We start from the raw sequence: 22,715 nt of genomic DNA on the forward strand, positions 1-22,715 counted from the left end.
GTGAGGTTCAGGGGTTGACGGGCGACAGTTCGGCAGGCCCCCATCGCAGCGCTCCCCCGGGCCGCTCGAGCACCTCCTCGACGGTGAAGTCGAGGGAGCATTGTGCGCCTGCCGCGAAAGTCTCCGGAGCCCAGATCAACTCGGCGGTGCCGGTGAGTTGCAATGTGGCGCCCGTGGACCAATCGGGGATCAGGATCCCGCACCGGGGGTTGACCTCGATGTTGCCGAGCGTCATGAACATCGAATTGCCCCGGTAATCCGGCCAGCGCAGCCGCGTGGGCGAAAGCACCCGGAGGAAGCCCGGATTTCCGCCACGATGCGAGGCGTCGGCGTTGCCGTCGGCGTCCGCGGTCGCGACGAAGAACGTGTCGGCCGCCGCTATCGCGGCCCGCTGGTCGGCATCGAGTTCGGCACCGTGACGCACCACCGGCGCCTCGGCAGCGGGCGTATAGCTCTCGACCTCACGCCGGGAGATGTACTTGGGACAGTTCGAGTACACCTGGTCGGTGACGATGCGCAGGCCCGCGCCCTCCGGCGTCGATCTGCCGTTGACCCGCATCCGCCTGCGCCGCTGCGGTTGCAGGGCGATCATGCCGACGCCGCAGCGATGGGTCAGCGCTTCGTGCAACGGATCGGTGGCCGCGGGCCGGACGCCGACCGCTATCGTCCGGTCGTCCAACGCCCGGACGAAACCCGGCTGCCCGACCAGCTCGCTCGCCCACAGTCTGCCCGCCGTGTCGGCGGCGGCGAGCACGACCATCCGCTGTTCGGCCAGGAACCCCGCGGCGACCGCGGGGATATCGGGACGGATCATGCGGCCGACCCGTTCGGCGATGTCCGCCTGGCCCATCCGGCGCTGGACGGCGACCTCTCCGCGATGAAACGGCTCAGACACGATGCTCCCTTCGCTAGGCGGACGACCGGATCAGAAGAAACCGCAGGTCGGAGCGGCGCCGCTGGGCGCGGGCGCGGATTGTGCGCCGCTGGGCGCGTAGACCTCCAGGCGAATGCCGTCGGGATCGGTGAAGAAGATCCCGCCCGAGGCGACGCCCTCGCCGTGCGCCACCACCCCGTCGTGCGCGAAGGCCACCGACAGCTCACGCAGCACCCGCTCCACCGCGCGCACTTGGTCGATGCTGTCGACCTGGAAGGAAAGGTGATGCAGGCCGGGCGTTTCGGTGGAGAAGGCACCATCGCTCTGTTCCCACAGCGTGACGACCAGCTTGCCGTCCGCGCCGAGGAAGGCCCAGCGACGCTGGTCGTCGGTGCTCGCGGCGAGCTGCTCGAAGCCGAGGGCCCGGCGATAGAAGTCCACCGAACGATCCAGATCGGAGACGTTCAGGCCGATGTGCCCGGTGGCTAGCTGAGGTGCGGCGACCGCGGTCATGAGTTCCTCCTCGGAATGTTTAACCGTTAAATACGGTTATGACAGTTAGAAACATACTCACCGACACCACTCGCGTCAACCACTTAAAATGATTTGATCAGTTAGACGGGAGGTGGCCGCCTTGGACTTCGACGCGCACTCGATACCCTCGGGCATGCCCGATCCACGCCCCCACCTCGGTGAACCACTGGCGCTCGATCTGCTGAACACGAGATGGATCGAGCACGGACCACAGGACCTGCTCACCGAGGTCGCCGGCCTGCGCACCTGGCTGGCGACCGCAGGCCTCACCGATCGCGCGAGCGCCGACGAGCCCACCTTGCACGCCGTACTGGCCGCGCGCACAGCCATCTACGACGTGGTGGTGCACGCCTCCCCCGCGGGGCTCAACGACGTGCTGGCGCACGGCCGCATCCGCCGCGCACTCACCGAGACCGGACCCGCCGACCTGGCGGACGTGCCGGAACAAGCCTGGCTGCCCGCGTGGCTGGCCGCCGACAACCTGCTGGAACTGCTGCGCGCCGCGCCCGATCGGATCCGTCAGTGCGCGCACCCGGAGTGCGTGCTGTTCTTCTACGACACCTCGAAGAACGGAACCCGCCGCTGGCACTCCATGGCCACCTGCGGCAACCGCACCAAAGCGGCTCGCCACTATGCGCGCAAAGGATGAAGCTTCAGAACAATTCGTCGAGCAGCCGGTAGTACTCCAAGCGGCTCTCCTCCGGCTCGGCCGGCCCGTAGGCCGCGAAGAAGGCCGTCACTTCCGCGTCGCCGAAGTCCGCGCGCAGATCGCGGACGGCAAGTGCCAGATCGCGGTAACGGTCGGCCACGCCGAGTGCGCCCACGTCGAGCAGGATCTCGTTCTCCAGCACGTTCGGCGGGGTGAAATCACCGTGCGCCACCACCAGGTCCTCCCCCGTCGGCCGCTGCCGGAGCAGCCGGGTGAGCACGTCCGCCGGGGTGGTTCCGCGGTTGTCTTCGTCGAACTCCTCCGCGTCCACGAGCCCTTCGACGACGTTGCGGCGCGCCTGTGCCAGAACGACGTCGAGGCGGCCGTCGAACGGGCACTCGGTCACCGGAATGCTGTGCAGCCGTCGCAGTAGCCCGCCCAGCACGGCGCCGATCGACGCCGCGTGCGCGCTGCCGGAGTTCGCTCGCGCCGCCAGGCTGGGCGCGCCCGCGTCCGTGAGCACCAGGACGTCGTCTTCGAACGCCGCGACCTCCGGTACGGCGATCCCGTGCTCGCGCAACCAGGTGAGCCGCTCGTACTCGGCGACCGCCTTCGGTCCGCGTTTGAGCCAGTAGGCGCCGTCGACCGACACCACCCCACCGCTGAGGCCCTCGTGTTCGTCCGACCAGCTCGACGCCTCGCCGAACAGCGCCGCGACGGTGGGCGGCAACGGGATCGGCAGCTCGCCCAGCGTGTCCAGCGCGGCGCGGGTGGCTTCGATCTCCTCGGGATCGCCTTCGGCGACGCGCAGCCGCATCGCCTCGGTCAGCAGCGCGCGCGCCTCGGTCAGGTGATTGCGCTCGGCGAGCGCCTTGCCCAAGTGCTGCACGGCGAAGGAGAGCACTTCCGGAGCGGCCGCTCGCGCGTGCGCCACGGCGCGGCGGTACAACGTCTCGGCGGTGCCGACGTCGCCGCGGTAGCGGTAGACGTCACCCAGGTTGATCCAGACACTGATCCTGCGCCGCTCGGTGTCCACCAGTTCCAGCGCGCGATCGAGGTGATCGAGCGCCTCGTCGTAGCGGCCGAGCAACATCAGCTCGATGCCGGTCTGCCGGTAGCCGGCGAAGTCGTCGGGGCGGGCCTGCGCCACCCGGGCGGCCAGGCGCTGCGGGTCGTGCGGGATCATCCGCTGCCGCTCGTCGAACCGGTACAGCGGCTCGTCCCGCTCCACCCGCCCCGGGGCGCTCACCAGCGCGCCCTGGGCACGTCGAATTCGGCGCACAAGGCGCGCCACACGTCGCGGGGATCGATCCCGGCCTCGATGGCGGCGGCGCCGGTGCGCCCGCCCAGCATGGGGATCACATGGTCGGCCAGCAGGGCGTCGCCCCGGGCCACACCGAACTCGGTGTGCAACAGTTCCTGGAACTCGGTCAACCGCACCGTCCCGAACTTACTCCCATTCCGCGCGTCGCCAGGTCAGTGGCACCCGGCACCCGAGTCGATCAGTAGTGCACGGCGTGGCGGACCTGGTGGCACAGGTCTACCGGATCCGGGAACTCGGTCGTGGCCGCGGCCTCCCCGGCCGCCGCGGTGTAGCGGGGGTCGGCGAGGATTTCCTGAACCGCGGCGCGGACGGCATCGGGCGACAGCGGCCGGACGACGATCGAACTGCCCTGCCGCGCAGCCCGATTGGCCAGCTCCCACTGGTCGCCGCCGCCGGGAACGGTGACGATCGGGACGCCCGCGGACAGGGTCTTGGCGAGCAGGCCGTGGCCGCCGCCGCCCACGACGACGGACGCGTGGGTCAGCAGTTCGTCTTGCCGCCCCAGCCCCGCCGTGGCCCACGGCGGCAGGTCGGCGGGCGGCGCGTCCAGCATCGAGATCGCCACGCGGACACCGGTTCCGTCCAGAGCCTCGAGTACGGTCTCCGCCATGCCCGCCACGCCGGTGTGCGCGGTCGATGGGGCGACCATGACCAGCGGTCCGTCACCGGGCGGAAGGTCCAGAATCGCGTCGGTCGGCTCCCACAGCAGCGGGCCGATCACGTGGGTGGATTCCGGCCAGTCGGGGCGCGGCACCTCGAGTGCGGGCAGGGTGGCGATCAGGCGAGCGGCGGGACCGGGGTCGACGGCAGGGAGACCGACGCTCTCGCGGGCCCGCTCGCGCTGGCGGCGCCCGTTCCGGAGGGCACGCGCGGTCATGCCGCGCAGTACACCGTCGCGCATCCGCCCGCGCAGACCCGCGCCGGGGGCGAGCCCGCTTCCGATGGGCGGCAAACCCTTCGACGGCAGATACAGCGGATGCGGGGACAGTTCCACCCACGGGACGCCGAGCCGCTCCGCGGCCATCCCGCCGCCCGCGGTCAGCACGTCGGAGATCACCAGTTCGGGCAGCATGGCGCTCAGTTCGGGCAGGATCTCGGTGGAGATGTGCGCGGCCCGCTCGTGGATGCGCTGTCCCGCGTCGGCGTCGTCGTCCACCGGCCGCGGCGCCAGGCCCTTGAGTCTGCGCACGCCGATGCCCGCGGCGAGGGCGGCGTCGAACCAGCGCGGACCGGTGAACAAGACAGGCTCGTCACCGGCCGCCGAGAACCGCAGGCACAACGCGATAGCGGGGAACGCGTGACCGGGATCGGGCCCTGCGACGACGGCTACTCGCATCCGCCTAGCCTGCCACACCCGCGTGCGAGCCGATCACACCCGCTTCGCGGCGCCGCGGAGTCGAAGGCGCCGCCGCCTCTCCCGCTACAGCTTGCTCACCGTCGAGTTGTCCGAGCCCGACACCGCCTTGTACAGCAGGTACAGCCCGAACACGATGGCGCTGATCACCAAGATGGGGAACAGGCCCTTGATCAGCGCGCCGATGACCGCCAGCGCGATCCAGACGACCGCGACGATACCGATGATCTTCCACAACATTTCGATGCCTTCCGAAGTCCGTTTACGCTTCGAGCATGGCATCCGAATGAGTGTGAATCACCAGGTGAGGCGGGATATGGGGGTAGAAATCAGGGTTCCCCCGGACCCTGGTCGCTCGCCCGTGGCGCACCGATCGGGGTTTTCTCGCGGCATGTGGCGCGGGCGAACGGAACGGGCCCCGGCCACGCGGTTGGCGCGACCGGGTCCCACCCGCCCGATCAGCCCCGTCGGCGCTCGGCGTCCGGGAGGTCTCCGGTCACGGAGTCGTCATGCGCCATGCCATCCGATTCCCGCATACCGAGATCCGCCGTGTCGACGGCGTAGGAGTCGATCAGCGGCTCGCGTCCCACACGCGCCCGTTCGCCCGCGGGCGGCATCCGCAGCGTCTCCTCCTCGCTTCCCGGATAGGTCCGCATCCGGGCCGGGGCGTCTCCCGGTTGTCCGGCGCGCTCCTCCGGCGGGCGAGTCATCTCGGGGCGGGCTCGCCGCGGCTGCGGCACCGGCTGCCTGCCGTAGACGTCCCAGGCGGCCTGCTCCGGGTCGATCTGGTAATGATCGAACAGTTCCTGCTCGGCCTGCGGGCTGATCTGCCCGTTGTGGTCGAGCTGGGGCGAGGCCTTCACCGCGTCCTTGCCGACCCGCACCTGCAATGTGGCCGACTCGGGGCGGTGCTCGGCCCCGGCCAGCGGGACCAGGGCGTCGGCACTGAACAGGCCGGTGGACACCGCGATCCAGGTGGGTGACCCGGAGCTGTTGTCGACGTAGACCCGCTTGACCTTGCCGATCTTCTCGCCTTCGGGACCGTACACCGAGCTTCCGATGAGCGTTTCCAGCATTTCAGTCATGGGTTCCTCCGCAGTTCGTCCGTGCGACGGGCAGCCCGAACGCGGCCGACCACCGCACGTGCTGAGAAAAGGGTTCAATCGCTTGTGGGTCGATCGGTGACGTCGGGGCCTGCGACGCGCTGCGCTCTGCGCGACAGCCGCACCGGGTCCTCGGCGGTCTCACACGACAGATACCGGCTGACATCCAGCCGCTGCGTGTCCTGGTCGAGCAGCGATCGACGGTAGGAAACATCAAGCATGACGTGCTCCTGCCCAGTAGTGCATGTTCCCGGCCCCAGACGAAGCCGGAAGAGATCAGCTACAGGGTGGCAACTACCCTCGAGTGTCACGATCAAACAGTACAAGCCGCAATTCGCCGACTCGGCGCGACCGATATGGCGGGATAGCAATCAAACAGCTATCTAGACGATCACCGCAGCCCGCGCCGGGCGGTATCGGAAGCCCCCTTGAGCAGCATCAGCGCCGAGGGCCCGCTGGTGAACCGGAAGTCCTTGCCGCGGTGGTCCACCTCTCCGTCGGTGGCCAAGGAGACCGGCTGCTCGGCCAGCCGCACGTCCACGCGGGAGACTCGGCGGTGCCGGTAGGTGGGCGAATACTCCAGCGTGCCGGTGAACGTCGCGAAGACCAGCCGCAGCCGCGAGAAGGGGACGTCGGCGCGCAGGTAGCGGACGTCGAGGGTGCCGCCGTGCAGCTCAGGGCGCGACATCGGGATCTGGTCGGCGGGGTGGTAGGTGCCGTTGCCGACGAACAGCATCCACAGCGCGGCGCGGGCGCCGTCGATGGTGACGTGCAGCGGCTGGGCCCGGAACAGCACACGCACCATGGCCATCCCCGCGGCGGGCCATTTACCGATCCGGCGCTCCCAGCGCTCGCGGACCCGCACGAAGTCGGGATAACCGCCGAGACTGGCGGTGTTGACGAAGACTCGCCGCTCGGCGTCATCGAAGCACACCTCGGCCACGTCGACGCGGACCGCTTCGCCCGATTCCAGCCCGGCGAGGGTCACCTCGGCGTCCTCCACTCCGGCATCCCTGGCGAAGTGGTTGAGCGTGCCGCCCGCGAACACCGCCAGCGGCAACCGGTGGCGCACCGCGAACTCCGCGACCGCGGACACCGTCCCGTCTCCGCCGACGACGCCGAGCGCGGCGATGTCGTCGCCCCGCAGCAGTTCACCGGCCCGCGCCTCGACATCCTCGTCGCCGCCGAGCTCGAGCACCTCGGCGACGGGCAGCCGGTCACGCAGGGCGGCGAGCGCGTCGCCGCCGCCCGATCCCGCGTGCGGATTGCCGATCAGCAGCAACCCGGCGCCGCCCGGCAGCGGATCCACGTGCTCGACCGGCCCCAGGGTGGCGGGCCCGTCGTCGCGCACCGCCCACCACCGCCGGGTGACCAGCGCGACCGCTCCGCCGAACAGCGCGCCCGCGACCACGTCGGACGGCCAGTGCACGCCGATGTGCACGCGCGAATAGCCGACCGCGGCGGCGACCGGGGCCACCGCGGCGGCCGCCATGGGAGATTCCAGCGCCAAGCCCGTCGTGAAGGCGGCCGCGGAAGCCGAATGCCCGGACGGGAACGACGACGAGACCGGCGGTGTGACCAGCCTGCGCACGAACGGGACGGACTCATCCGGCGGACGGCGGCGCGGAAACAGCGGCTTGGCCACGCCGTTGGCCACGCCGCTGGCAATGCTCAGCGCGAGCAGCCCGCGCACCGCGCCGCGCCGGGTCGAGCGATCCCCGGCCACGAACAGGACCGCCCCTAGCGCGATCCACAAGCGACTCTTGTCAGCGGAGGTGCTCAACGCCTTCAGCACCCGGTCCGCCGGAGTCGGCCGCACGCGCGCACTGCGGCCGACCAGCCAGCGATCCAGGCTGCTCGTCAGTCCGACCACCCCACCGTCGTGCCCGCGAGTCGAGAGAAGCCGCATCGCCGCAGCCTACCGACCGCGCGGGCGCCGCGTCCGGGCGACCGCTGCGCCCGAGGCCGCCCGCTCAGGCGTTCGCGGACGCCGGCGGCGCTGCCACAAACCGGCCAGTACGCCATTTCAGTGCACGGATGTACTCTGATCTCGAACGCACAGTGGCGTTGCGCGACAACAGGGAAGGGATGATCGAATGACGCAGACACCCCAATCAGCACACAGTCATGCACCGAATCTCAGGTGACGGCCGGGACTCGATGGAAAACACGAACGAGCTGGCGCAGGAACTCGCGGCCGCGGCACGGCGGCACGGTTCGGCGATCGCGGGGATCGTCGGATCGGCCGCCCGTAAGGCGTCCTGGGAGGTGCTCGATCTCATGGCCGAGAGCCGAGAACTGATGGGCGCTGCGTTTCGCGCCCGGGCCGAGGAACTCCGCCGCCGGGACCGGCAGAACTGAAACGGGTCCGATCAGATCGGTGGCCGCGGCGACGCGGGCACCGATTTGTCGGCCACCTCGATGAGGGCCTGGGCCCACCCGTCCAACCGGTCGGAGGCGTGGCGCAGATCCGCGACAATGGTGTCGAAGTGGTGGCGCACCACGGTGTTCTCCGGAACCGCGAGAATCCGGCCCGCCGCGGCGACGACCTGCTCGTACTCCGCGACGCCCGCGTCGAGCCTGGCCGCGGTCAGCCGCAGGTTCTCGGTGAGTGCCACCGCCGCGGGCGAATTCGCGCTTCCCATGGCGCCGAGGCCCTGTTCCATCGCCGTGATGTCGGCGGCCAGCGCGTGCAGCGCCGCCGCGCCCGAGGCGGCCGTCTCGAGCATGTCGGCCAGTTCGTCGGTGGGCAGCCGATGCGAGCGAGCGATCTGAGCGCCCATCGCGCGCAAGGCCTTCTCCGCGCGCACCAGACGCGCGATCGACGGGCGCGCGATCGACCACAACGGCGGCTGCTTGCGCGGAACGAACGCCGCCTGCGGCAGCGGTGCGCCCCGCAGCCGCAGGTAGCGGCGAGTGCTCAGCGCCGCACCGGTGACCAGCGCGACCGCGCCGCCGCCGACCATGACCACGGCCCACACCGGCGCGGAAACGACAACGAGGCCAACGGTTCCCGCCGTGGTGAGGCCGGACACCGTGCCCAGCTGGAAGCTGCGCCTGCGAGCCCTGCGGCGGCGGCGCAGCTCACGCTCCCGCGGATCGGCCCAGCGCCGCACCGCGACGAGCGCGTTCTCGCCGACTTCACGAAGACTGTCCGGCAGGCTGCCCGGCTGTGGCGCGAGCGCGGCTTGTGCCCGGATCATCGCCGACCCGCGCAGGCGCCGCGCGTCGAGCTGCCGCTCGCGAAATACACTGCCGCTCATACCTTCTCTCCCACCGGTTGCACACATCGGACAGACCGAAACCCGACTCGGCCGACGGCCGGCCGGTCGGGTCCCCACGCCTTGTCTTCCAGTGAACCAGCCCCCACCGACACGCGTTGGCGAACGCCCGGTCGCGGCGGTTACTGCTGCGCGGCCTGCCCCTTGTTCATCTGCGGTTGTGCCGTATTCGCCTGCGCCGGATTGATGGCGGGCTGGGCGCCACCGGCCGGCAGCTGGTCGCCGCGCATGGACGCGCGGATCTGTTCCAGCTTGCTGTGCCCGGCCATCTGGATGCTGGCCTGCTGCACCTCGAGCATCCGTCCCTGCACCGAGTTCTGCGCGAGTTCGGCGGCACCCAGCGCGTTGGCGTAGCGGCGCTCGATCTTCTCGCGGACCGCGTCCAGGCTGGGCGTGCTGCCGGGCGCCGACAGCGTCGAATCCATCTGCTGCAGCGAGGCGGAGACCTGCTCCTGCATCTTCGCCTGTTCCAGCTGGCTGAGCAGCTTGGTGCGCTCGGCGACCTTCTGCTGCAGCAGCATCGCGTTCTGCTCCACGGCCTTCTTGGCCTGGGCCGCGGCCTGCAGCGACTGGTCGTGCAGCACCTTCAGGTCCTCGACGGACTGCTCGGCGGTGACCAGCTGCGCCGCGAACGCCTCGGCGGCGTTGGTGTACTGGATCGCCTTCTCGGTGTCGCCCGCCGCGGTGGCCTGATCGGCCAGCAGGACGGCCTGGCGCGCGTTGGCGTTGAGCTTCTCGACTTCGTCCAGTTGCCGGTTCAGCTTCATCTCCAGCTGACGCTGGTTGCCGATGACCGACGCGGCCTGCTGGGAGAGGGCCTGGTGCTGCCGCTGGGCTTCCTCGATAGCCTGCTGAATCTGGACCTTCGGATCCGCGTGCTCCTCGATCTTCGAATCGAAGAGGGCCATCAGGTATTTCCAGGCCTTGACGAACGGACTAGCCATCGATTGATCCCGCCTCCATCTGACATGCCGCGCTCCGGCGCGACTCCAGTGCGCGACCGTCACGCACCCGATATGTGCCTATCCTCCATCATGCGGCACCCGGGCCGGGCGAACCCGGCCCGATCGACGCCTAGGGAGAATCTATCCGCTTTCCGCGGCGGCCCGCAGCGTTGCCGCCGTGGCCACGTCTCGTAGCGCGTCACACGCCCTTCACCAGGACCAGCATGTCCGATCGCGGAGCGGGGATGACGATCCGCGTATCCTCCGCCAGCGGCAGCGGCCGCGCGGCCGCGTCGGCCGCCGACATGCTCGCCGTCGCCGGAGCGGGCGCGGATTCGTCCTGCGCCGCGGGTTCGGCCGCCGTCCGCTCCGACTCGACGGCGGCCGAGGCCGCCGCGTCGTCCGCGGGCGCACCGGCCGTCGGCCCGTCGACCCCCGCCATGAGCGTGCTCACATCCCACAGCACCCGTGACAGCGGGACGTCCAGCGCTTCGCAGATGGCGGCCAGCAGTTCGCTGGAGGCCTCCTTGCGACCGCGCTCGACTTCGGAGAGATAGCCCAAGCTGACCCGCGCCGAGGTCGACACCTCGCGCAAGGTCCGGTTCTGGGCGAGACGCGCACGCCGCAGACTGTCCCCGATGGCCTCTCGCAGCAGCGTCATCTCGTTCTCCTTCGCTCCCGGTCGCCGGGCCGACACGATTCTCGGCCCCACGCATGCCGTTCTTTCTGGCACAACGTCGGAGCCGGGGCGGTTGGTTCCCGTCCGGGACACCTCAGCCGCTCCGCCCGACGCGGTCGGCCGGGCCCGAGCCCGCCTCCCGCACACACCGCAGCAATTCCGACACCGCCGTGCGCGTCGCACCGATTCTGATCGTCCACCGGTCGCCGGGGAGTTTCAACCGCATCACTTCGGTATGCCCGGGACCGGCCAGTCCGAGGAAGACCGTGCCGACCGGATGCCCGTCCTGCGAATCGGGGCCCGCGACGCCGGTCAGGCCGACCCCCCAGTCCGCGCCGCAGCGTGTGCGGGCGCCGACGGCCAACTGTTCGGCGGTGCTCGCCGCTACCGGTCCTTCGGTCTCGAGGACCTCCGCGTCGACACCGGCGAGGCTGTGCTTGAGGTCCGTGGCGTACACCACCAGACCGCCCCGCAGCACCGCGCTGGCGCCGGGCACCCCGGCGATGGTCGCCGCGAGCAGGCCCGCGGTCAGGGATTCGGCGGTGGCCACGGTTTGCCGCACGGTCACCAGTGCACGCACGAGATCGATGGCGGGCACGTCGGCGATCAGCGGATCGCTCATACGCCGCGCGTCCGCCCCGGGCCGCCCGCGAACCACACCCGGGCCGCCTGACCGACGTAGTCCAGTCCGGTGCCCACGGTCAGCGCGACCGCCAGGTACATCAGCGGCATGCCGATCCCGGCCGACCAGCCGGACAGCGGCAACAGCACCATGGCGATCGCCAGGGACTGGACCAGCGTCTTGAGCTTGCCGCCGCGTCCGGCCGGGATCACGCCGCGCCGCACCACGATCAAACGCAGCAGTGTGATGCCGATCTCACGACCGCAGATCACCAGGGTGATCCACCAGGCCAGATCACCGAGCAGGGACAGCCCGATCACCGCGGACCCGATCAGCGCCTTGTCCGCGATGGGATCGGCCAGTTTGCCGAAATCGGTCACCAGGCCGTATTTGCGGGCCAATTGCCCGTCGAACCGGTCGGTGATCGCGGCGAGGCCGAACAGCGCCGCGGCGGCGACTCGCCAGCCGGTCTCGTGGCCATCCCCGACGAACAGCGCCGCGACGAACAGCGGCACGATCGCGATGCGCAGCATGGTGAGCACGTTCGCGATGTTCAGCAGCGGCGGCCCGGTCTCGGCCTGCGCCGGTGCGAAGCCGGGACGGAGCGGGGCGGGCGCGCTCCAGGGGCGGTCCGTCTCGTCGGGTTGTACGCTCATGCCTTCGCCTCACCGGCGACAGGCTCGGTCACGGCCGCCTCGTCAGCACGGCGCGCCACCCGGCGCGACGCGATGAGCTGAACGAGTTGATCCGCGGCACACGTTCAGAGTATCGGTAGCCGGGCCGACTACTGTGCACCCCATGACCTCTCGGGGACCATTAGGTGGTTCGACCAGCGACGCGTATCCGGGCGCGGCTTCTGCCGCGCAGAGCTCCCTCCCGGTCGTCCGACGCGCGCGAACCTCCGATGTGCCCGAGATCAAGCGCCTGATCGACGTCTACGCGGGCCGGATCCTGCTGGAGAAGAACCTGGTCACCCTCTACGAGGCGGTGCAGGAGTTCTGGGTCGCCGAATTGGACGGCCGCGTCGTCGGCTGCGGCGCGCTGCACGTGCTGTGGGCCGACCTCGGGGAGGTGCGCACGGTCGCGGTACACCCCGACGTCAAGGGCTCCGGTGTGGGCAAGCTCATCGTGCAGCGACTGGTCGCGGTGGCCCGCGAACTCGAGTTGCAGAGGCTGTTCGTGCTGACCTTCGAGGTGGAGTTCTTCGGCAGGCACGGCTTCGTCGAGATCGACGGCACCCCGGTCACCGCCGAGGTGTACGCCGAGATGTGCCGCTCCTACGACACCGGCGTGGCCGAGTTCCTCGATCTGAGCTATGTGAAGCCGAACACTCTCGGCAATACTCGGATGCTGCTGACGCTCTGAGTCCGTCCTTACAGGAAAGCGATACCCGTGCCGATCTTCGCCGTCCACTACGTCTACTCCGAATCCACCATCGCGGGCCGGGACGCGCACCGTCCCGAGCACCGGGCCTGGCTGGCCGGCCTGCTCGAGTCGGGCGCCCTGCTCAGCAGCGGTCCGTACCCGGACGGGTCCGGAGCGCTGCTGATCTTCCGCTCGGAGGACGCGGGGCAGTTGAAGGACCTGCTCGCCCAGGATCCGTTCGCCAGGGAGAACCTGATCGACGACGTCCGCGCCGTGGAGTGGGCCCCGGTCTTCGGCGCCTTCGCGTCCTGACCGGCTAACGGTCGGCGCGCACGCGCGTCCGCAGCAGGCTGGCGACCGTCGCGACCACCAGGATGCCCAGGATGACGCCCAGCGAGACGGGCGTGGAGATCTCCGGGACCGCGACGTGCTCGCCGCCGTTGACGAACGGCAGCGTGTTCTCGTGCAGGGCGTGCAGCACCAGCTTCACGCCGATGAACGCGAGGATCGCGGCCAGTCCGTAGGACAGGTAGACCAGCCGGTCGAGCAGCCCGCCGATCAGGAAGTACAGCTGTCGCAAGCCCATGAGCGCGAACGCGTTCGCGGTGAAGACGAGGTAGGGCTGCTCGGTCAGGCCGTAGATGGCCGGGATCGAGTCCAGCGCGAAGAGCAGATCGGTGAACCCGATCGCCAGCAACGCCAGCAGCAGCGGCGTGACCGCCCGGCGCCCGTCGATCCTGGTCACCAGCTTGTCGCCGTCGTATTCGTCGGTGGTCGGCAGCACGCGCTTGGCCAGCGCGACGATCCGGCTGTCGCGTTTCTCCTCGACCTCGACCTCGTGGCCGCTTTCGCGCAGCAGCTTGACCGCTGTGTAGACGAGGAACAGCCCGAACAGGTAGAACACCCAGCTGAACGCGCTGATCGCGGCCGCGCCGACGGCGATGAACGCACCGCGCATGGCCAGGGCGAGCACGATGCCGATCAGCAGAACCTTCTGCTGGTAGATCCGCGGCACGGCGAAGGTGGACATGATGATCAGGAACACGAACAGGTTGTCCACCGAGAGCGCCTTCTCGGTGACGAAGCCCGCGTAGTACTCCCCCGCGTAGGTGGAGCCCCACCGCCAGGCGACCACGCCGCCGAACAGCAGCGCCAGCCCGATGTAGACCCCGGACCAGAATCCGGATTCGCGGAACGACGGCTCGTGCGGGGTACGGACGTGGGCGAAGAAGTCGAAGACGAACAATCCGAGGATCACCACGACGGTGATGGCCCATTCGAGTGCGGTTACGTGCATGCGGCATGCCGATCGGTAGCGAAGATCATGATGTCCATAATGCCCGCTTTGTCCGGTAAGGCTCGGTAGCGGGGTGATTGCCGCCCATAATTCCACATGCGTTCAGCCGACGTTTCGTGCCGCAGCCCTCCAGCGTGCCCGACGAACCGCACCCTGAACCACGCGGACCGGGACGAACGCGCGCCCGCACACACAGGATTGCCGACCAGGCGATGCATCGCGTCACGGCCGGACCCGCCCGCCTTCGGCACCGTGGCGCAGTTCGATCTGCGCCCTGCGTCGCGACGTCGCCGGACTGCGCGGTGTGCGACTGCTGCCACATCGGCACCGACACGCTTTCGCTTGCGCGGCTCGGCGCCACGACCGTGTTGCCGGCCTGATTCCACCGGCCCGGACGGCGAAGAGCGGCTGACCCGGTACCCGGAGAGACCACCCGTCGAGCTATACCCTTCAGGCCCGGGAGAACTCGACCAGGTAGGGTCGTCGGCGAAGCAAAATCGGTTCCCGACACCGGCATCCGATGTTAGTTTCTGAGCGGCGAAGATCAGACCACAGGAAGGCGAGACGATGACCGGGACGGAGCGGCGGCAGGGGTCGCCGAGCGGTGCCCGTGAGTCGTATGCCCGCGCCGTGCTATCGGCCCCATCCGCGTGGCGGATGAGCGCGCGGAGCCGCCCCTGAACGTGTCTTTCGCAGACCCGTACGAAGGGGTCACTCCGCGGCCGACCGCCGAGGAGTGGCCCCTTTCTTTGTCGGAATTCCGACCCATCCCTCGTAGCCCAATCGGTAGAGGCGCCGGACCTAGATTCCGGGAGATGCGAGTTCGAATCTCGCCGAGGGAACCAGCCGGATCACTCCGGCGGCTCCGCATCGCCGTCGTCCCCGCCGCCGCGGATCGACCACAGCAACCCTTCCAGCTCATCGGGTTTCACGAGCACATCACGCGCCTTGGAACCCTCGCTCGGACCGACCACGCCGCGGGTCTCCATGAGGTCCATCAGCCGCCCCGCCTTGGCGAAACCGACGCGCAGCTTGCGCTGCAGCATGGAGGTGGACCCGAACTGCGAAGTGACCACGAGTTCCACCGCCTGCAGGAAGACGTCGAGATCGTCGCCGATATCGGGGTCGACGTCCTTCTTCTCCCCGGCCTTCGCGGCGGTCACGCCCTCTTGGTATTCCGGCTCGGCCTGGTTCTTGGTGAACTCGACGACGGCGTGGATCTCCTCGTCGCTGATGAACGCACCCTGCAACCGGGTGGGCTTGCCCGCGCCCATCGGCAGGAACAGGCCGTCACCCATGCCGATCAGCTTCTCCGCACCCGGCTGGTCGAGGATGACGCGGGAGTCGGTCAGCGACGAGGTGGCGAAGGCCAGCCGGGAGGGCACGTTGGTCTTGATCAGACCCGTCACCACGTCCACCGACGGCCGCTGCGTGGCCAGCACAAGGTGAATGCCCGCCGCACGGGCCTTCTGGGTGATGCGGACGATGGCGTCCTCCACGTCGCGCGGAGCGGTCATCATCAGATCGGCCAACTCGTCGACGATGGCCAGGACGTACGGGTAGGGCCGGTACACCCGCTCGCTACCCAGCGGCGCGGTGATCGCTCCCGACTTCACCTTCTTGTTGAAGTCGTCGATGTGGCGCACCTTGTTGGCCTGCATGTCCTGGTAGCGCTGCTCCATCTCCTCCACCAGCCAGGCCAGCGCGGCCGCGGCCTTCTTCGGCTGGGTGATGATCGGCGTGATCAGGTGCGGGATGCCCTCGTAGGGCGTCAGTTCCACCATCTTCGGGTCGATCAGGATCATGCGGACCTCGTCGGGCGTCGCCCGCTGCAACAGCGACACCAGCATCGAGTTCACGAAGCTCGACTTACCCGAACCGGTGGAGCCCGCGACCAGCAGGTGCGGCATCTTGGCCAGGTTCGCCGAGACGAACTCACCCTCGATGTTCTTGCCCAGACCGATCACCAGCGGGTGATGGTCGGTGCGGGTGCTCGGCGCTTTCAGCACGTCGGCCAGCCGGACCAGCTCGCGATCGGCGTTCGGCACCTCGATGCCGACGGCGGACTTGCCGGGGATCGGCGCGAGCAGCCGGACGTTCTCCGTCGCGACGGCGTAGGCGATATTGCGCGCCAGCGCGGTGATCTTCTCGACCTTCACGCCGGGCCCGAGCTCTACCTCGTAGCGCGTGACCGTGGGGCCGCGGACGAATCCGGTGACGGCGGCGTCGATCTTGAACTGCACCAGCACCTCGGTGATCGCCTCGATCATCGATTCGTTGGCGGCGCTGCGCTTCTTGGGCGGATCCCCGTCGGTCAGCAACGACAACGGCGGCAGGGTGTAATCGCCTTCGACCTCGCGATCGGGGACGAACTCCAGTTGCTGCGGTTGCGGCGGCGGTGGCGTCTGATCCTGCACCACCGCGGCCGGACGCTGCTTCCTGGGCTTCGGTTTCGGCGCGGGTTCCTCGACCGGAATCTGCTTGGCGTCGCGCAGCGGTGGTTCGCCGAGCGCCTCGGTGACCGCGTCGGGGTCGCCGAACTCGTCGGGCGGGTAGTTCTCCGCGGGCGTGCGACCGCGCCGCTTGGCGGTGGTGCGATGCACCGGGAAGCCGTCGGCGTCGTAGTCGGCCGGGTCGTAATCCCGGTATTCGCCGTCGAATTCGCCGTAGTCGTCGCCACCGGTCTCGGTGCCGAAGTATCGCCGCAGCTTCTCCGGCACCTCGCGCACCGTCGTCCCGGTCACCAGCAGTGCGCCGAAGACGATCGCCAGCAACAGGATCGGGACCGAGAGCCAGGCGGTGAGGCCGTTGGTCAGGGGCCCGCCGGTGACGAAACCGACGAAGCCGGCGGCACGGGAACGCCCGTGCGCGTCGGTGGGCGCGCCCGCGGCGATATGCCACAGCCCGAGGAGCGGCAAGCCGATCAGCGAGCCGCCGAGCACCAGCCGCGGGCGGATCTCGGGGCGCGGTTCGGTACGCATCAGGACGACCGCGATCCCGGAGGCGACGAACGGCAGTGCGGCGGAGGCCGATCCGGCGATCGCGCGGATCACGTCCTCCACCCAGTGGCCGATCGGCCCGCCTGCCGACAACCAGACCGCCGCCGCGATCACGGCGCTCAGTGCGATCAGTGCCAGCGCCGCGCCGTCGCGCCGATGTCCGTGTTCGATCTCGCCCGCGCGGCTCAGCGTGCGCGTGGTCGCGCCGAGCCCGCGGGCCAGCATGGTCCAGCCGCTGCCGATACCGCGCGTGAACACCGCGAGCGGAGCGGTGTTCGACGGGCGGCGCGCCGGACGCCGGGCCGCGGAGCTACGCCTGCGGGGCGCCGCGGTCGTTCTAGGCGTGGCCGCGCGGGGCGTCGCCGCGCGAGACCGTGCCGTGGTGGTCCTCCCCCGCGCCGATCCCGCCCGCGCCCGAGTCGTCGGGGTGCTGCGGGACTTACCTGCCATGGCCCCAGGCTAGCCGCAATCGCCCCATCCGGACCATCCGCAACACTGGTACCGTCGCGCCGCGCGCTGCTTTCCGCCGGTCACCGGGGTCTCCGCGACCAAGCGATAACGCTCGAATCAGACCGATCGGTCTGTCTCGAGCACCGCCCGGACGGCCTCCGGGGATCCGGCGGTCTCCAGCCGGACTTCGTCCCGCCCGAAGGCGTGCAGCACCAGTTCCGAGGGCCTACCGGTCAGCGTGACGACCTCCTCGGACGCCGACCGCACCACCGTGCGCCTGCCGTCCGGCGTCGCCAGCTCGACCGTGACCGGCGCCTTGCGGTAGGCCATCCTGGCCGTCTTGCGCAGCATGGACCACAGCCGGTCCTCGTCGGCGGCGGGCAGTTCGCGTGGCTGCCAACCGGGCTCGGCGCGGCGCACGTCCTCGTGATGCACGAACATCTCCGACAGATTGACCACCGCGTCGAGCGGACGCAGCGGCGACCACCACGGCGGACCGGTCCGCACCTGCTCCAGCAGCTCGGGAAACGGCTTGTTCGCCGCCTTCGCCTGCACGCGGTCGAGATACCCCGCGAGCGGCTTCACCATGATGCCCCCAGCGGCGTCGGGCCGCCGTTCGCGAACCACCAAGTGCGCGGCCAGGTCCCGCACCGTCCACGCGCCGCAGAGCGTGCGCGCGTCCGGCCCCGCCGCCTCCATCGCTTCGACGAGTCCCCGGCGTTCCCGCTGTGCCATAGTCACACCCCGAACATACCGACCACCCTGCGGCGCCGCCGCGCGGCGCGACGGTCCCCGACCGCGGCAATCGCGGTGCCACCCGGGTGTCCACGACGGGGCGCCCCCGGCGGCGCGAGGCCGACCGCGGAACTTCGGACCATTCCGCTCCCTCGGCTCCGTCCCGCAACGTTCGGCAATGACGTTGCCCTCCAGCGGATTTCACCGCGCGCGGAGACGACGGCAACCGCATGCCCCGGGTTACGGGCTGAACGACCCCGGGTGACACTCGGCTCTACGCCGACAAACGCGAGTCCATACCAGGGTGTGCGCGGCTCCCTATGCCGGGAAACCTCCGGCTAGCGCAATGAGAGTCGGCTCTGTACCTTGTCACTCGGCCCATCGGGTCGTGGGCCTTATGACAAGAAGGGGCAAATCCTCGTGAAGAAGTTTGCTACCGGTGTGGCCGCGCTCGCGGCGGTAGGTGCCGCGCTGGCTGTCAGCGCGCCCGCCGCGAACGCCTACACCAACAACTACGGCGCGATCGCGCTGTCCACCTCCACCGGTTTGATCGGGTACTCCTACGACTACCCGAACTCGGCTGCCGCACAGCAGCGCGCCGTGAGCTCCTGCGGCGCAGCGGACTGCCAGTCGGTGGTCTGGTTCCGCAACGGCTGCGGTGCCGTGGCGTACTCCGGTGACACCGGCACCTGGAGTTGGGGGTATGCGTCGTCGCGCCGCAGCGCGCAGGGCCAAGCCTTGGCGCGCAACGATTCCGACGCCTACATCGTGCACTGGAACTGCACGTCCAACCACGGCTGACGCCCGGACTTCGAGTCGAAGGAAACATCGTGAAGCACCGCATCTTCCGGACCACCGTGGCCGTCGTCCTCACCGCAGTCGCCTGCTCGCTGACCGCCTGCGCATCCAATGACGACTCCTCGTCCCCGAGCACCAGCGCCAACCCCAGCCACGCGGCGGGTGAACTGGAGGGTGGCTCGGACAAGGGCGACAAGGAGGCCGGCTCCGCGCCGACCACGCCGTCCTCACCCGCACTGGCCAAGCCCTCCGTGCAGCAATTGAACGAACGGCTGCAGAAGGCGTTCGACCCGAATGTGCCCAACGAGGAGAAGATCAGCTGGATCCAGGCCGCCGAGCAGGATCCCTATCTGGTCGCCAACCTCGTCGAGGCCGCGAAGAAGCAGAAGGTCGCCGTCGAGGTCACCAACGTGGGCGACCCGAAGGACAACAAGCTCAAGGCCGACGCCAAGGTCACCATCGACGGCACCCCGGTGGACGACGCGTTCATCCAGTTCGTGTCCGAGGGCGGCCAATGGAAGGTCGACCACACCTTCGCCTGCAACATCGTCAAGAGCGCGAAGATCGAATCCGCCGCCTGCCAGGAGTAACCGGTCCCGAACCAGCGAAAAGCGCCGGACAGCCGAGCTGTCCGGCGCTTTTCGATTTCCGGAAGATCAGACGCCGATGACGGTCGGCACGATCATCGGCCGACGACGATAGGTGTCGGCCACCCAGCGGCCTACCACGCGGCGCACACCCTGGGCGATCCGGTGGATATCGGTCACACCCTCGCCCGCCAGCCGCAGCAATTCGGCCTCCACCAGTTCCGCCGCGCCGAGCAGGGCGGTGGGATCGTCGGAGAAGCCGCGTCCGCTGATCTCCGGTGTGCTCACCGCCTTGCCGGTGGTCTCGTCGATGGCCACGGTGATCGCGATGAAACCGCCCTCACCGAGCACCAGCCGGTCGGACAACGTCGACTCCCCGACATCGCCCACCGACAGCCCGTCGACATATACGTGGCCCACCGGGACCCGGCCGACGACCGAGGCGATGCCGTCGACCAAGTCGACCACCACGCCGTCCTCGGCGAGCACCACCCGCTCCTCCGGCACGCCGGTCGCGACCGCCAGCGCCGCGTTCGCGCGCAGGTGGCGCCACTCGCCGTGCACCGGCATCGCGTTGGTCGGACGTACCGCGTTGTACAGGTACAGCAGCTCTCCCGCCGAGGCGTGCCCGGAGACGTGCACCTTGGCGTTCTGCTGGGTGACCACCGTGGCTCCGAGCCGAGCCAGGCCGTTGACCACCGCGAACACCGAGTTCTCGTTGCCGGGGATCAGTGAGGAGGCCAGCACCACCAGGTCGTCGGGCCGGATGTTGATCTGCCGGTGGTCGCCGCGCGCCATTCGCGACAGCGCCGACAGCGGCTCGCCCTGCGAACCCGTGGAGATCAGCACCAGGCGGTGGCTGGGCAGGGTCGCGGCGGCGTCGAGGTCGACGACCACGCCGTCGGGCACGGTGAGATAGCCCAGGTCCTGGGCGATCTGCATATTGCGGACCATCGAGCGCCCGACGAAGCACACCCGCCGCCCGTACTGCTGGGCCACGTCGACGACCTGCTGGATGCGGTGCACGTGACTGGCGAAGGACGCGACGATGACCCGGCCGCGGGCCTTGCCGATGACCGAGTCCAGCACGCCGCCGATCTCGCGTTCCGGCGTGACGAAGCCGGGGACCTCGGCGTTGGTGGAGTCCACCAGGAACAGGTCGACGCCCTCGTCGCCGAGCCGGGAGAAGCCGGCCAGATCGGTGAGTCGCCCGTCCAGCGGGAGTTGGTCGAGCTTGATATCACCGGTGTGCAGCGCGACGCCGGCCGGCGTGCGGATGGCGACGGCGAGCGCGTCGGGAATGGAGTGGTTGACCGCGAAGTACTCGCAGCCGAACGGGCCGTGCGTGGTGTGCTGGCCCTCGGTGACTTCGACCAGCTTCGGGTGCAGGCGATGCTCCCGGCATTTCGCGGCGACCAGCGCGAGGGTGAACTTCGAGCCGACGACCGGGATGTCGGGCCGCAGCCGCAGCAGGAACGGCACCGCGCCGATGTGGTCCTCGTGACCGTGGGTGAGCACGACGGCGACCACGTCGTCGATCCTGCCCTCGATGGGGCGGAAGTCCGGCAGGATCAGGTCGACACCCGGCTGCTGGTCCTCCGGGAACAGCACGCCGCAGTCGACGATCAGCAGTTTGCCGCCGTACTCGAAGACCGTCATGTTGCGGCCGATTTCGCCGATGCCGCCGAGGGCGAACACGCGCAGGCCGTTCTCGGGCAGGGCGGGCGGGGCGCCGAGACGGTCGTGCGCGGCGACCGGAGCCACCTGGGGCTGCGGAGCTTCGGCCCGCCGAGTGCCGGACTGGCCGCGGCCACGGGCCGGGCGCCGGGGCGCCGCGTTCTGCGCCTTGGGCTCCCTGCGCGACTGCGCGGGCGCGGTCTCCTTGACGGGGATGACCGGAGCAGCGTTCTCCTTGGCGGAGACGACCGGCGCGACGTCCGCCGTGATCTCCTCCGACGCGGGCCGAGACGGTGCGGCGGTCTCCGGCGACGCGGCAGGCGCCGGCTGCTCGGCCGGTGCCGCGGACGGGGCGGGTGCTCCGGCGGGGCGGGAGGCGCTGCGGCGGCGACGGGGTAGGGACTCGCTCACGAGAGCACCTCCGCCGTGCGCAGGTCGGCGGCGAGCGCTTCCAATTGCTCACCGATAGGCATCAGCTGGGGCAACCGCGGCTCCCCGACCTCCACGCCGAGCAGCCGCAGGCCACCCTTGCTCATCGCGACGCCGCCCAGCCTGGCCATCGCGGCGTGCAACGGCAGCAACGTGGTGTTGATCTCGCGGGCGCGCACGACCTCGCCCGCCGTATACGCTTCCAGCAGGGCACGCAACCGTTCGGGCGCGAGATGTCCGATGACGCTGATGAATCCGGCCGCGCCGACCGACAGCCACGGCAGGTTGAGCGCGTCGTCGCCGGAGTAGAAGGCCAGGCCGGTGCTCGCGATGAGTTCGGCGCCCATGTTCAGGTCGCCCTTGGCGTCCTTGACCGCGACGATGCGCGGATGCTCGGCCAGCTTGCGGATGGTGTCACTTGCGATCGGCACCACCGACCGCCCGGGAATGTCGTACAAGGTCACCGGCAGGTCGGTGGCATCCGCGACGGCGGTGAAATGAGCGATCAGCCCCTCCTGGGAGGGCCGGGAGTAGTACGGCGTCACCACGAGCAAACCGTGTGCACCCGCGCGCTGCGCGTTGCGCGCGAGCTCGATCGAGTGCGCGGTGTCGTAGGTGCCCGCACCCGCGATCACGGTCGCGCGCTCGCCCACGGCATCGACGACGGCGCGCAGCAGATCCGCTTTCTCCGATTCGGTGGTGGTCGGCGATTCACCGGTGGTTCCCGAGATCGCGAGCAGGTCGACACCACGGTCGATCAGGCGGGCCGCGAGCGCGACCCCGGCATCGACGTCGAGCTTGCCGTCGGCACTGAAGGGGGTCACCATCGCGACACCTACCGTGCCGGACGCACGCAGCTCCGTTGGCGTCGATTCACCGTTCGTCATGGTCAGAAAGGCTACCCGGTCCGGGACACACCCTCGACACCGTCGTCGGCGATCAGGCCGCAACACAGACGCGAATCCATATCGACGGCGGCGCGCTGATGTCATACCAGCCCTTGCTCGACATCAC

Annotated in this window: 25 protein-coding genes and 1 tRNA gene; 7 read left to right on the plus strand and 19 right to left on the minus strand. The window is 69.7% G+C overall.

What is annotated here, in order from left to right; all coding sequences use genetic code 11:
* Positions 1–7: 7 nt before the first annotated feature.
* A complete protein-coding gene (locus ABZ420_RS01520; RefSeq protein ID WP_357116453.1) occupies positions 8–850 on the minus strand; it encodes a pyridoxamine 5'-phosphate oxidase family protein in 843 nt (280 codons plus the stop codon).
* Between the two features lie 75 nt (positions 851–925).
* Positions 926–1,387: a VOC family protein gene (locus ABZ420_RS01525; protein WP_357115996.1), complete on the minus strand. Its 462-nt coding sequence runs from the start codon at positions 1,385–1,387 to the stop codon at positions 926–928.
* A gap of 154 nt (positions 1,388–1,541) precedes the next feature.
* Between ABZ420_RS01525 and ABZ420_RS01530 the strand changes: the two genes are divergently transcribed.
* Entirely contained in the window at positions 1,542–2,057 is a 516-nt protein-coding gene (locus ABZ420_RS01530; RefSeq protein WP_357115998.1) for a CGNR zinc finger domain-containing protein, read from the plus strand.
* Between the two features lie 4 nt (positions 2,058–2,061).
* On the opposite strand, the gene ABZ420_RS01535 is transcribed toward ABZ420_RS01530, so the two are convergent.
* The 7 genes from ABZ420_RS01535 to ABZ420_RS01565 form a co-directional block, all read right to left on the minus strand.
* Positions 2,062–3,306: a phosphotransferase gene (locus ABZ420_RS01535; protein WP_357116000.1), complete on the minus strand. Its 1,245-nt coding sequence runs from the start codon at positions 3,304–3,306 to the stop codon at positions 2,062–2,064.
* Positions 3,303–3,497: a DUF3046 domain-containing protein gene (locus ABZ420_RS01540; RefSeq protein WP_357116002.1), complete on the minus strand. Its 195-nt coding sequence runs from the start codon at positions 3,495–3,497 to the stop codon at positions 3,303–3,305. The genes ABZ420_RS01535 and ABZ420_RS01540 overlap by 4 nt, the downstream gene beginning before the upstream one ends.
* A 62-nt stretch (positions 3,498–3,559) precedes the next feature.
* Positions 3,560–4,717, minus strand: coding sequence for a nucleotide disphospho-sugar-binding domain-containing protein (locus ABZ420_RS01545; protein ID WP_357116004.1), 1,158 nt, complete (start codon positions 4,715–4,717; stop codon positions 3,560–3,562).
* An 84-nt stretch (positions 4,718–4,801) separates the two neighbouring features.
* On the minus strand, positions 4,802–4,975 hold the full coding sequence (locus ABZ420_RS01550; protein WP_039799283.1) for a hypothetical protein: 174 nt from the start codon (positions 4,973–4,975) through the stop codon (positions 4,802–4,804).
* Positions 4,976–5,193: 218 nt separating this feature from the next.
* Positions 5,194–5,820 (minus strand): PRC-barrel domain-containing protein, encoded by a 627-nt coding sequence (locus ABZ420_RS01555; RefSeq protein WP_357116006.1) that lies wholly within the window; start codon positions 5,818–5,820, stop codon positions 5,194–5,196.
* A 74-nt stretch (positions 5,821–5,894) separates the two neighbouring features.
* A complete protein-coding gene (locus ABZ420_RS01560; protein ID WP_357034056.1) occupies positions 5,895–6,059 on the minus strand; it encodes a hypothetical protein in 165 nt (54 codons plus the stop codon).
* Positions 6,060–6,229: 170 nt separating this feature from the next.
* A complete protein-coding gene (locus tag ABZ420_RS01565) occupies positions 6,230–7,747 on the minus strand; it encodes a phosphatase PAP2 family protein (RefSeq protein WP_357116008.1) in 1,518 nt (505 codons plus the stop codon).
* A gap of 251 nt (positions 7,748–7,998) precedes the next feature.
* Here ABZ420_RS01565 and ABZ420_RS01570 point away from each other — a divergent pair, with 251 nt between their 5' ends.
* Positions 7,999–8,199, plus strand: a complete 201-nt coding sequence (locus ABZ420_RS01570) for a hypothetical protein (protein ID WP_062974059.1) — start codon at positions 7,999–8,001, stop codon at positions 8,197–8,199.
* A gap of 11 nt (positions 8,200–8,210) precedes the next feature.
* On the opposite strand, the gene ABZ420_RS01575 is transcribed toward ABZ420_RS01570, so the two are convergent.
* The 5 genes from ABZ420_RS01575 to pgsA form a co-directional block, all read right to left on the minus strand.
* Positions 8,211–9,101: a hypothetical protein gene (locus ABZ420_RS01575; protein WP_357116010.1), complete on the minus strand. Its 891-nt coding sequence runs from the start codon at positions 9,099–9,101 to the stop codon at positions 8,211–8,213.
* A 140-nt stretch (positions 9,102–9,241) separates the two neighbouring features.
* Positions 9,242–10,063, minus strand: coding sequence for a phage shock protein PspA (pspA, locus tag ABZ420_RS01580; RefSeq protein ID WP_357116012.1), 822 nt, complete (start codon positions 10,061–10,063; stop codon positions 9,242–9,244).
* 199 nt (positions 10,064–10,262) lie between these two features.
* Positions 10,263–10,724, minus strand: a complete 462-nt coding sequence (locus ABZ420_RS01585; RefSeq protein ID WP_357116014.1) for a helix-turn-helix transcriptional regulator — start codon at positions 10,722–10,724, stop codon at positions 10,263–10,265.
* A 112-nt stretch (positions 10,725–10,836) separates the two neighbouring features.
* Positions 10,837–11,364 (minus strand): nicotinamide-nucleotide amidohydrolase family protein, encoded by a 528-nt coding sequence (locus ABZ420_RS01590; protein WP_357116016.1) that lies wholly within the window; start codon positions 11,362–11,364, stop codon positions 10,837–10,839.
* Positions 11,361–12,020 carry a CDP-diacylglycerol--glycerol-3-phosphate 3-phosphatidyltransferase gene (gene pgsA, locus ABZ420_RS01595; RefSeq protein ID WP_357116018.1) on the minus strand — a complete coding sequence of 220 codons (660 nt, stop codon included), beginning with the start codon at positions 12,018–12,020 and terminating at the stop codon, positions 11,361–11,363. Before pgsA ends, ABZ420_RS01590 begins: the two co-directional genes overlap by 4 nt.
* A gap of 142 nt (positions 12,021–12,162) precedes the next feature.
* Between pgsA and ABZ420_RS01600 the strand changes: the two genes are divergently transcribed.
* Entirely contained in the window at positions 12,163–12,729 is a 567-nt protein-coding gene (locus ABZ420_RS01600) for an amino-acid N-acetyltransferase (RefSeq protein WP_040867957.1), read from the plus strand.
* 27 nt (positions 12,730–12,756) lie between these two features.
* The gene (locus tag ABZ420_RS01605) at positions 12,757–13,041 is read left to right on the plus strand and encodes a YciI family protein (protein ID WP_357116020.1); all 285 of its coding nucleotides are present in this window, start codon (positions 12,757–12,759) and stop codon (positions 13,039–13,041) included.
* Positions 13,042–13,045: 4 nt separating this feature from the next.
* On the opposite strand, the gene ABZ420_RS01610 is transcribed toward ABZ420_RS01605, so the two are convergent.
* A complete protein-coding gene (locus ABZ420_RS01610; protein ID WP_357116022.1) occupies positions 13,046–14,026 on the minus strand; it encodes a TerC family protein in 981 nt (326 codons plus the stop codon).
* Positions 14,027–14,794: 768 nt separating this feature from the next.
* Between ABZ420_RS01610 and ABZ420_RS01615 the strand changes: the two genes are divergently transcribed.
* Positions 14,795–14,871 (plus strand) — tRNA-Leu (locus ABZ420_RS01615).
* Between the two features lie 6 nt (positions 14,872–14,877).
* Here the strand turns inward: ABZ420_RS01615 and ABZ420_RS01620 are convergent.
* Together ABZ420_RS01620 and ABZ420_RS01625 are read right to left on the minus strand one after the other, a co-directional pair.
* On the minus strand, positions 14,878–17,475 hold the full coding sequence (locus tag ABZ420_RS01620) for a DNA translocase FtsK 4TM domain-containing protein (RefSeq protein WP_357116024.1): 2,598 nt from the start codon (positions 17,473–17,475) through the stop codon (positions 14,878–14,880).
* Positions 17,476–17,592: 117 nt separating this feature from the next.
* Positions 17,593–18,216, minus strand: coding sequence for a TIGR03085 family metal-binding protein (locus ABZ420_RS01625; RefSeq protein WP_357116026.1), 624 nt, complete (start codon positions 18,214–18,216; stop codon positions 17,593–17,595).
* 414 nt (positions 18,217–18,630) lie between these two features.
* Here ABZ420_RS01625 and ABZ420_RS01630 point away from each other — a divergent pair, with 414 nt between their 5' ends.
* A complete protein-coding gene (locus ABZ420_RS01630) occupies positions 18,631–19,011 on the plus strand; it encodes a DUF4189 domain-containing protein (protein ID WP_245549015.1) in 381 nt (126 codons plus the stop codon).
* A gap of 29 nt (positions 19,012–19,040) precedes the next feature.
* Positions 19,041–19,598, plus strand: a complete 558-nt coding sequence (locus tag ABZ420_RS01635; RefSeq protein WP_357116028.1) for a hypothetical protein — start codon at positions 19,041–19,043, stop codon at positions 19,596–19,598.
* Between the two features lie 66 nt (positions 19,599–19,664).
* Here ABZ420_RS01635 and ABZ420_RS01640 read toward each other — a convergent pair whose 3' ends face one another.
* A complete protein-coding gene (locus ABZ420_RS01640; RefSeq protein ID WP_357116030.1) occupies positions 19,665–21,683 on the minus strand; it encodes an RNase J family beta-CASP ribonuclease in 2,019 nt (672 codons plus the stop codon).
* Entirely contained in the window at positions 21,680–22,588 is a 909-nt protein-coding gene (gene dapA, locus ABZ420_RS01645) for a 4-hydroxy-tetrahydrodipicolinate synthase (protein ID WP_357116032.1), read from the minus strand. Before dapA ends, ABZ420_RS01640 begins: the two co-directional genes overlap by 4 nt.
* Positions 22,589–22,715: the final 127 nt, after the last annotated feature.

The organism is Nocardia sp. NPDC005745 (genome assembly GCF_040630775.1).
Classification (GTDB): Bacteria; Actinomycetota; Actinomycetes; order Mycobacteriales; family Mycobacteriaceae; genus Nocardia.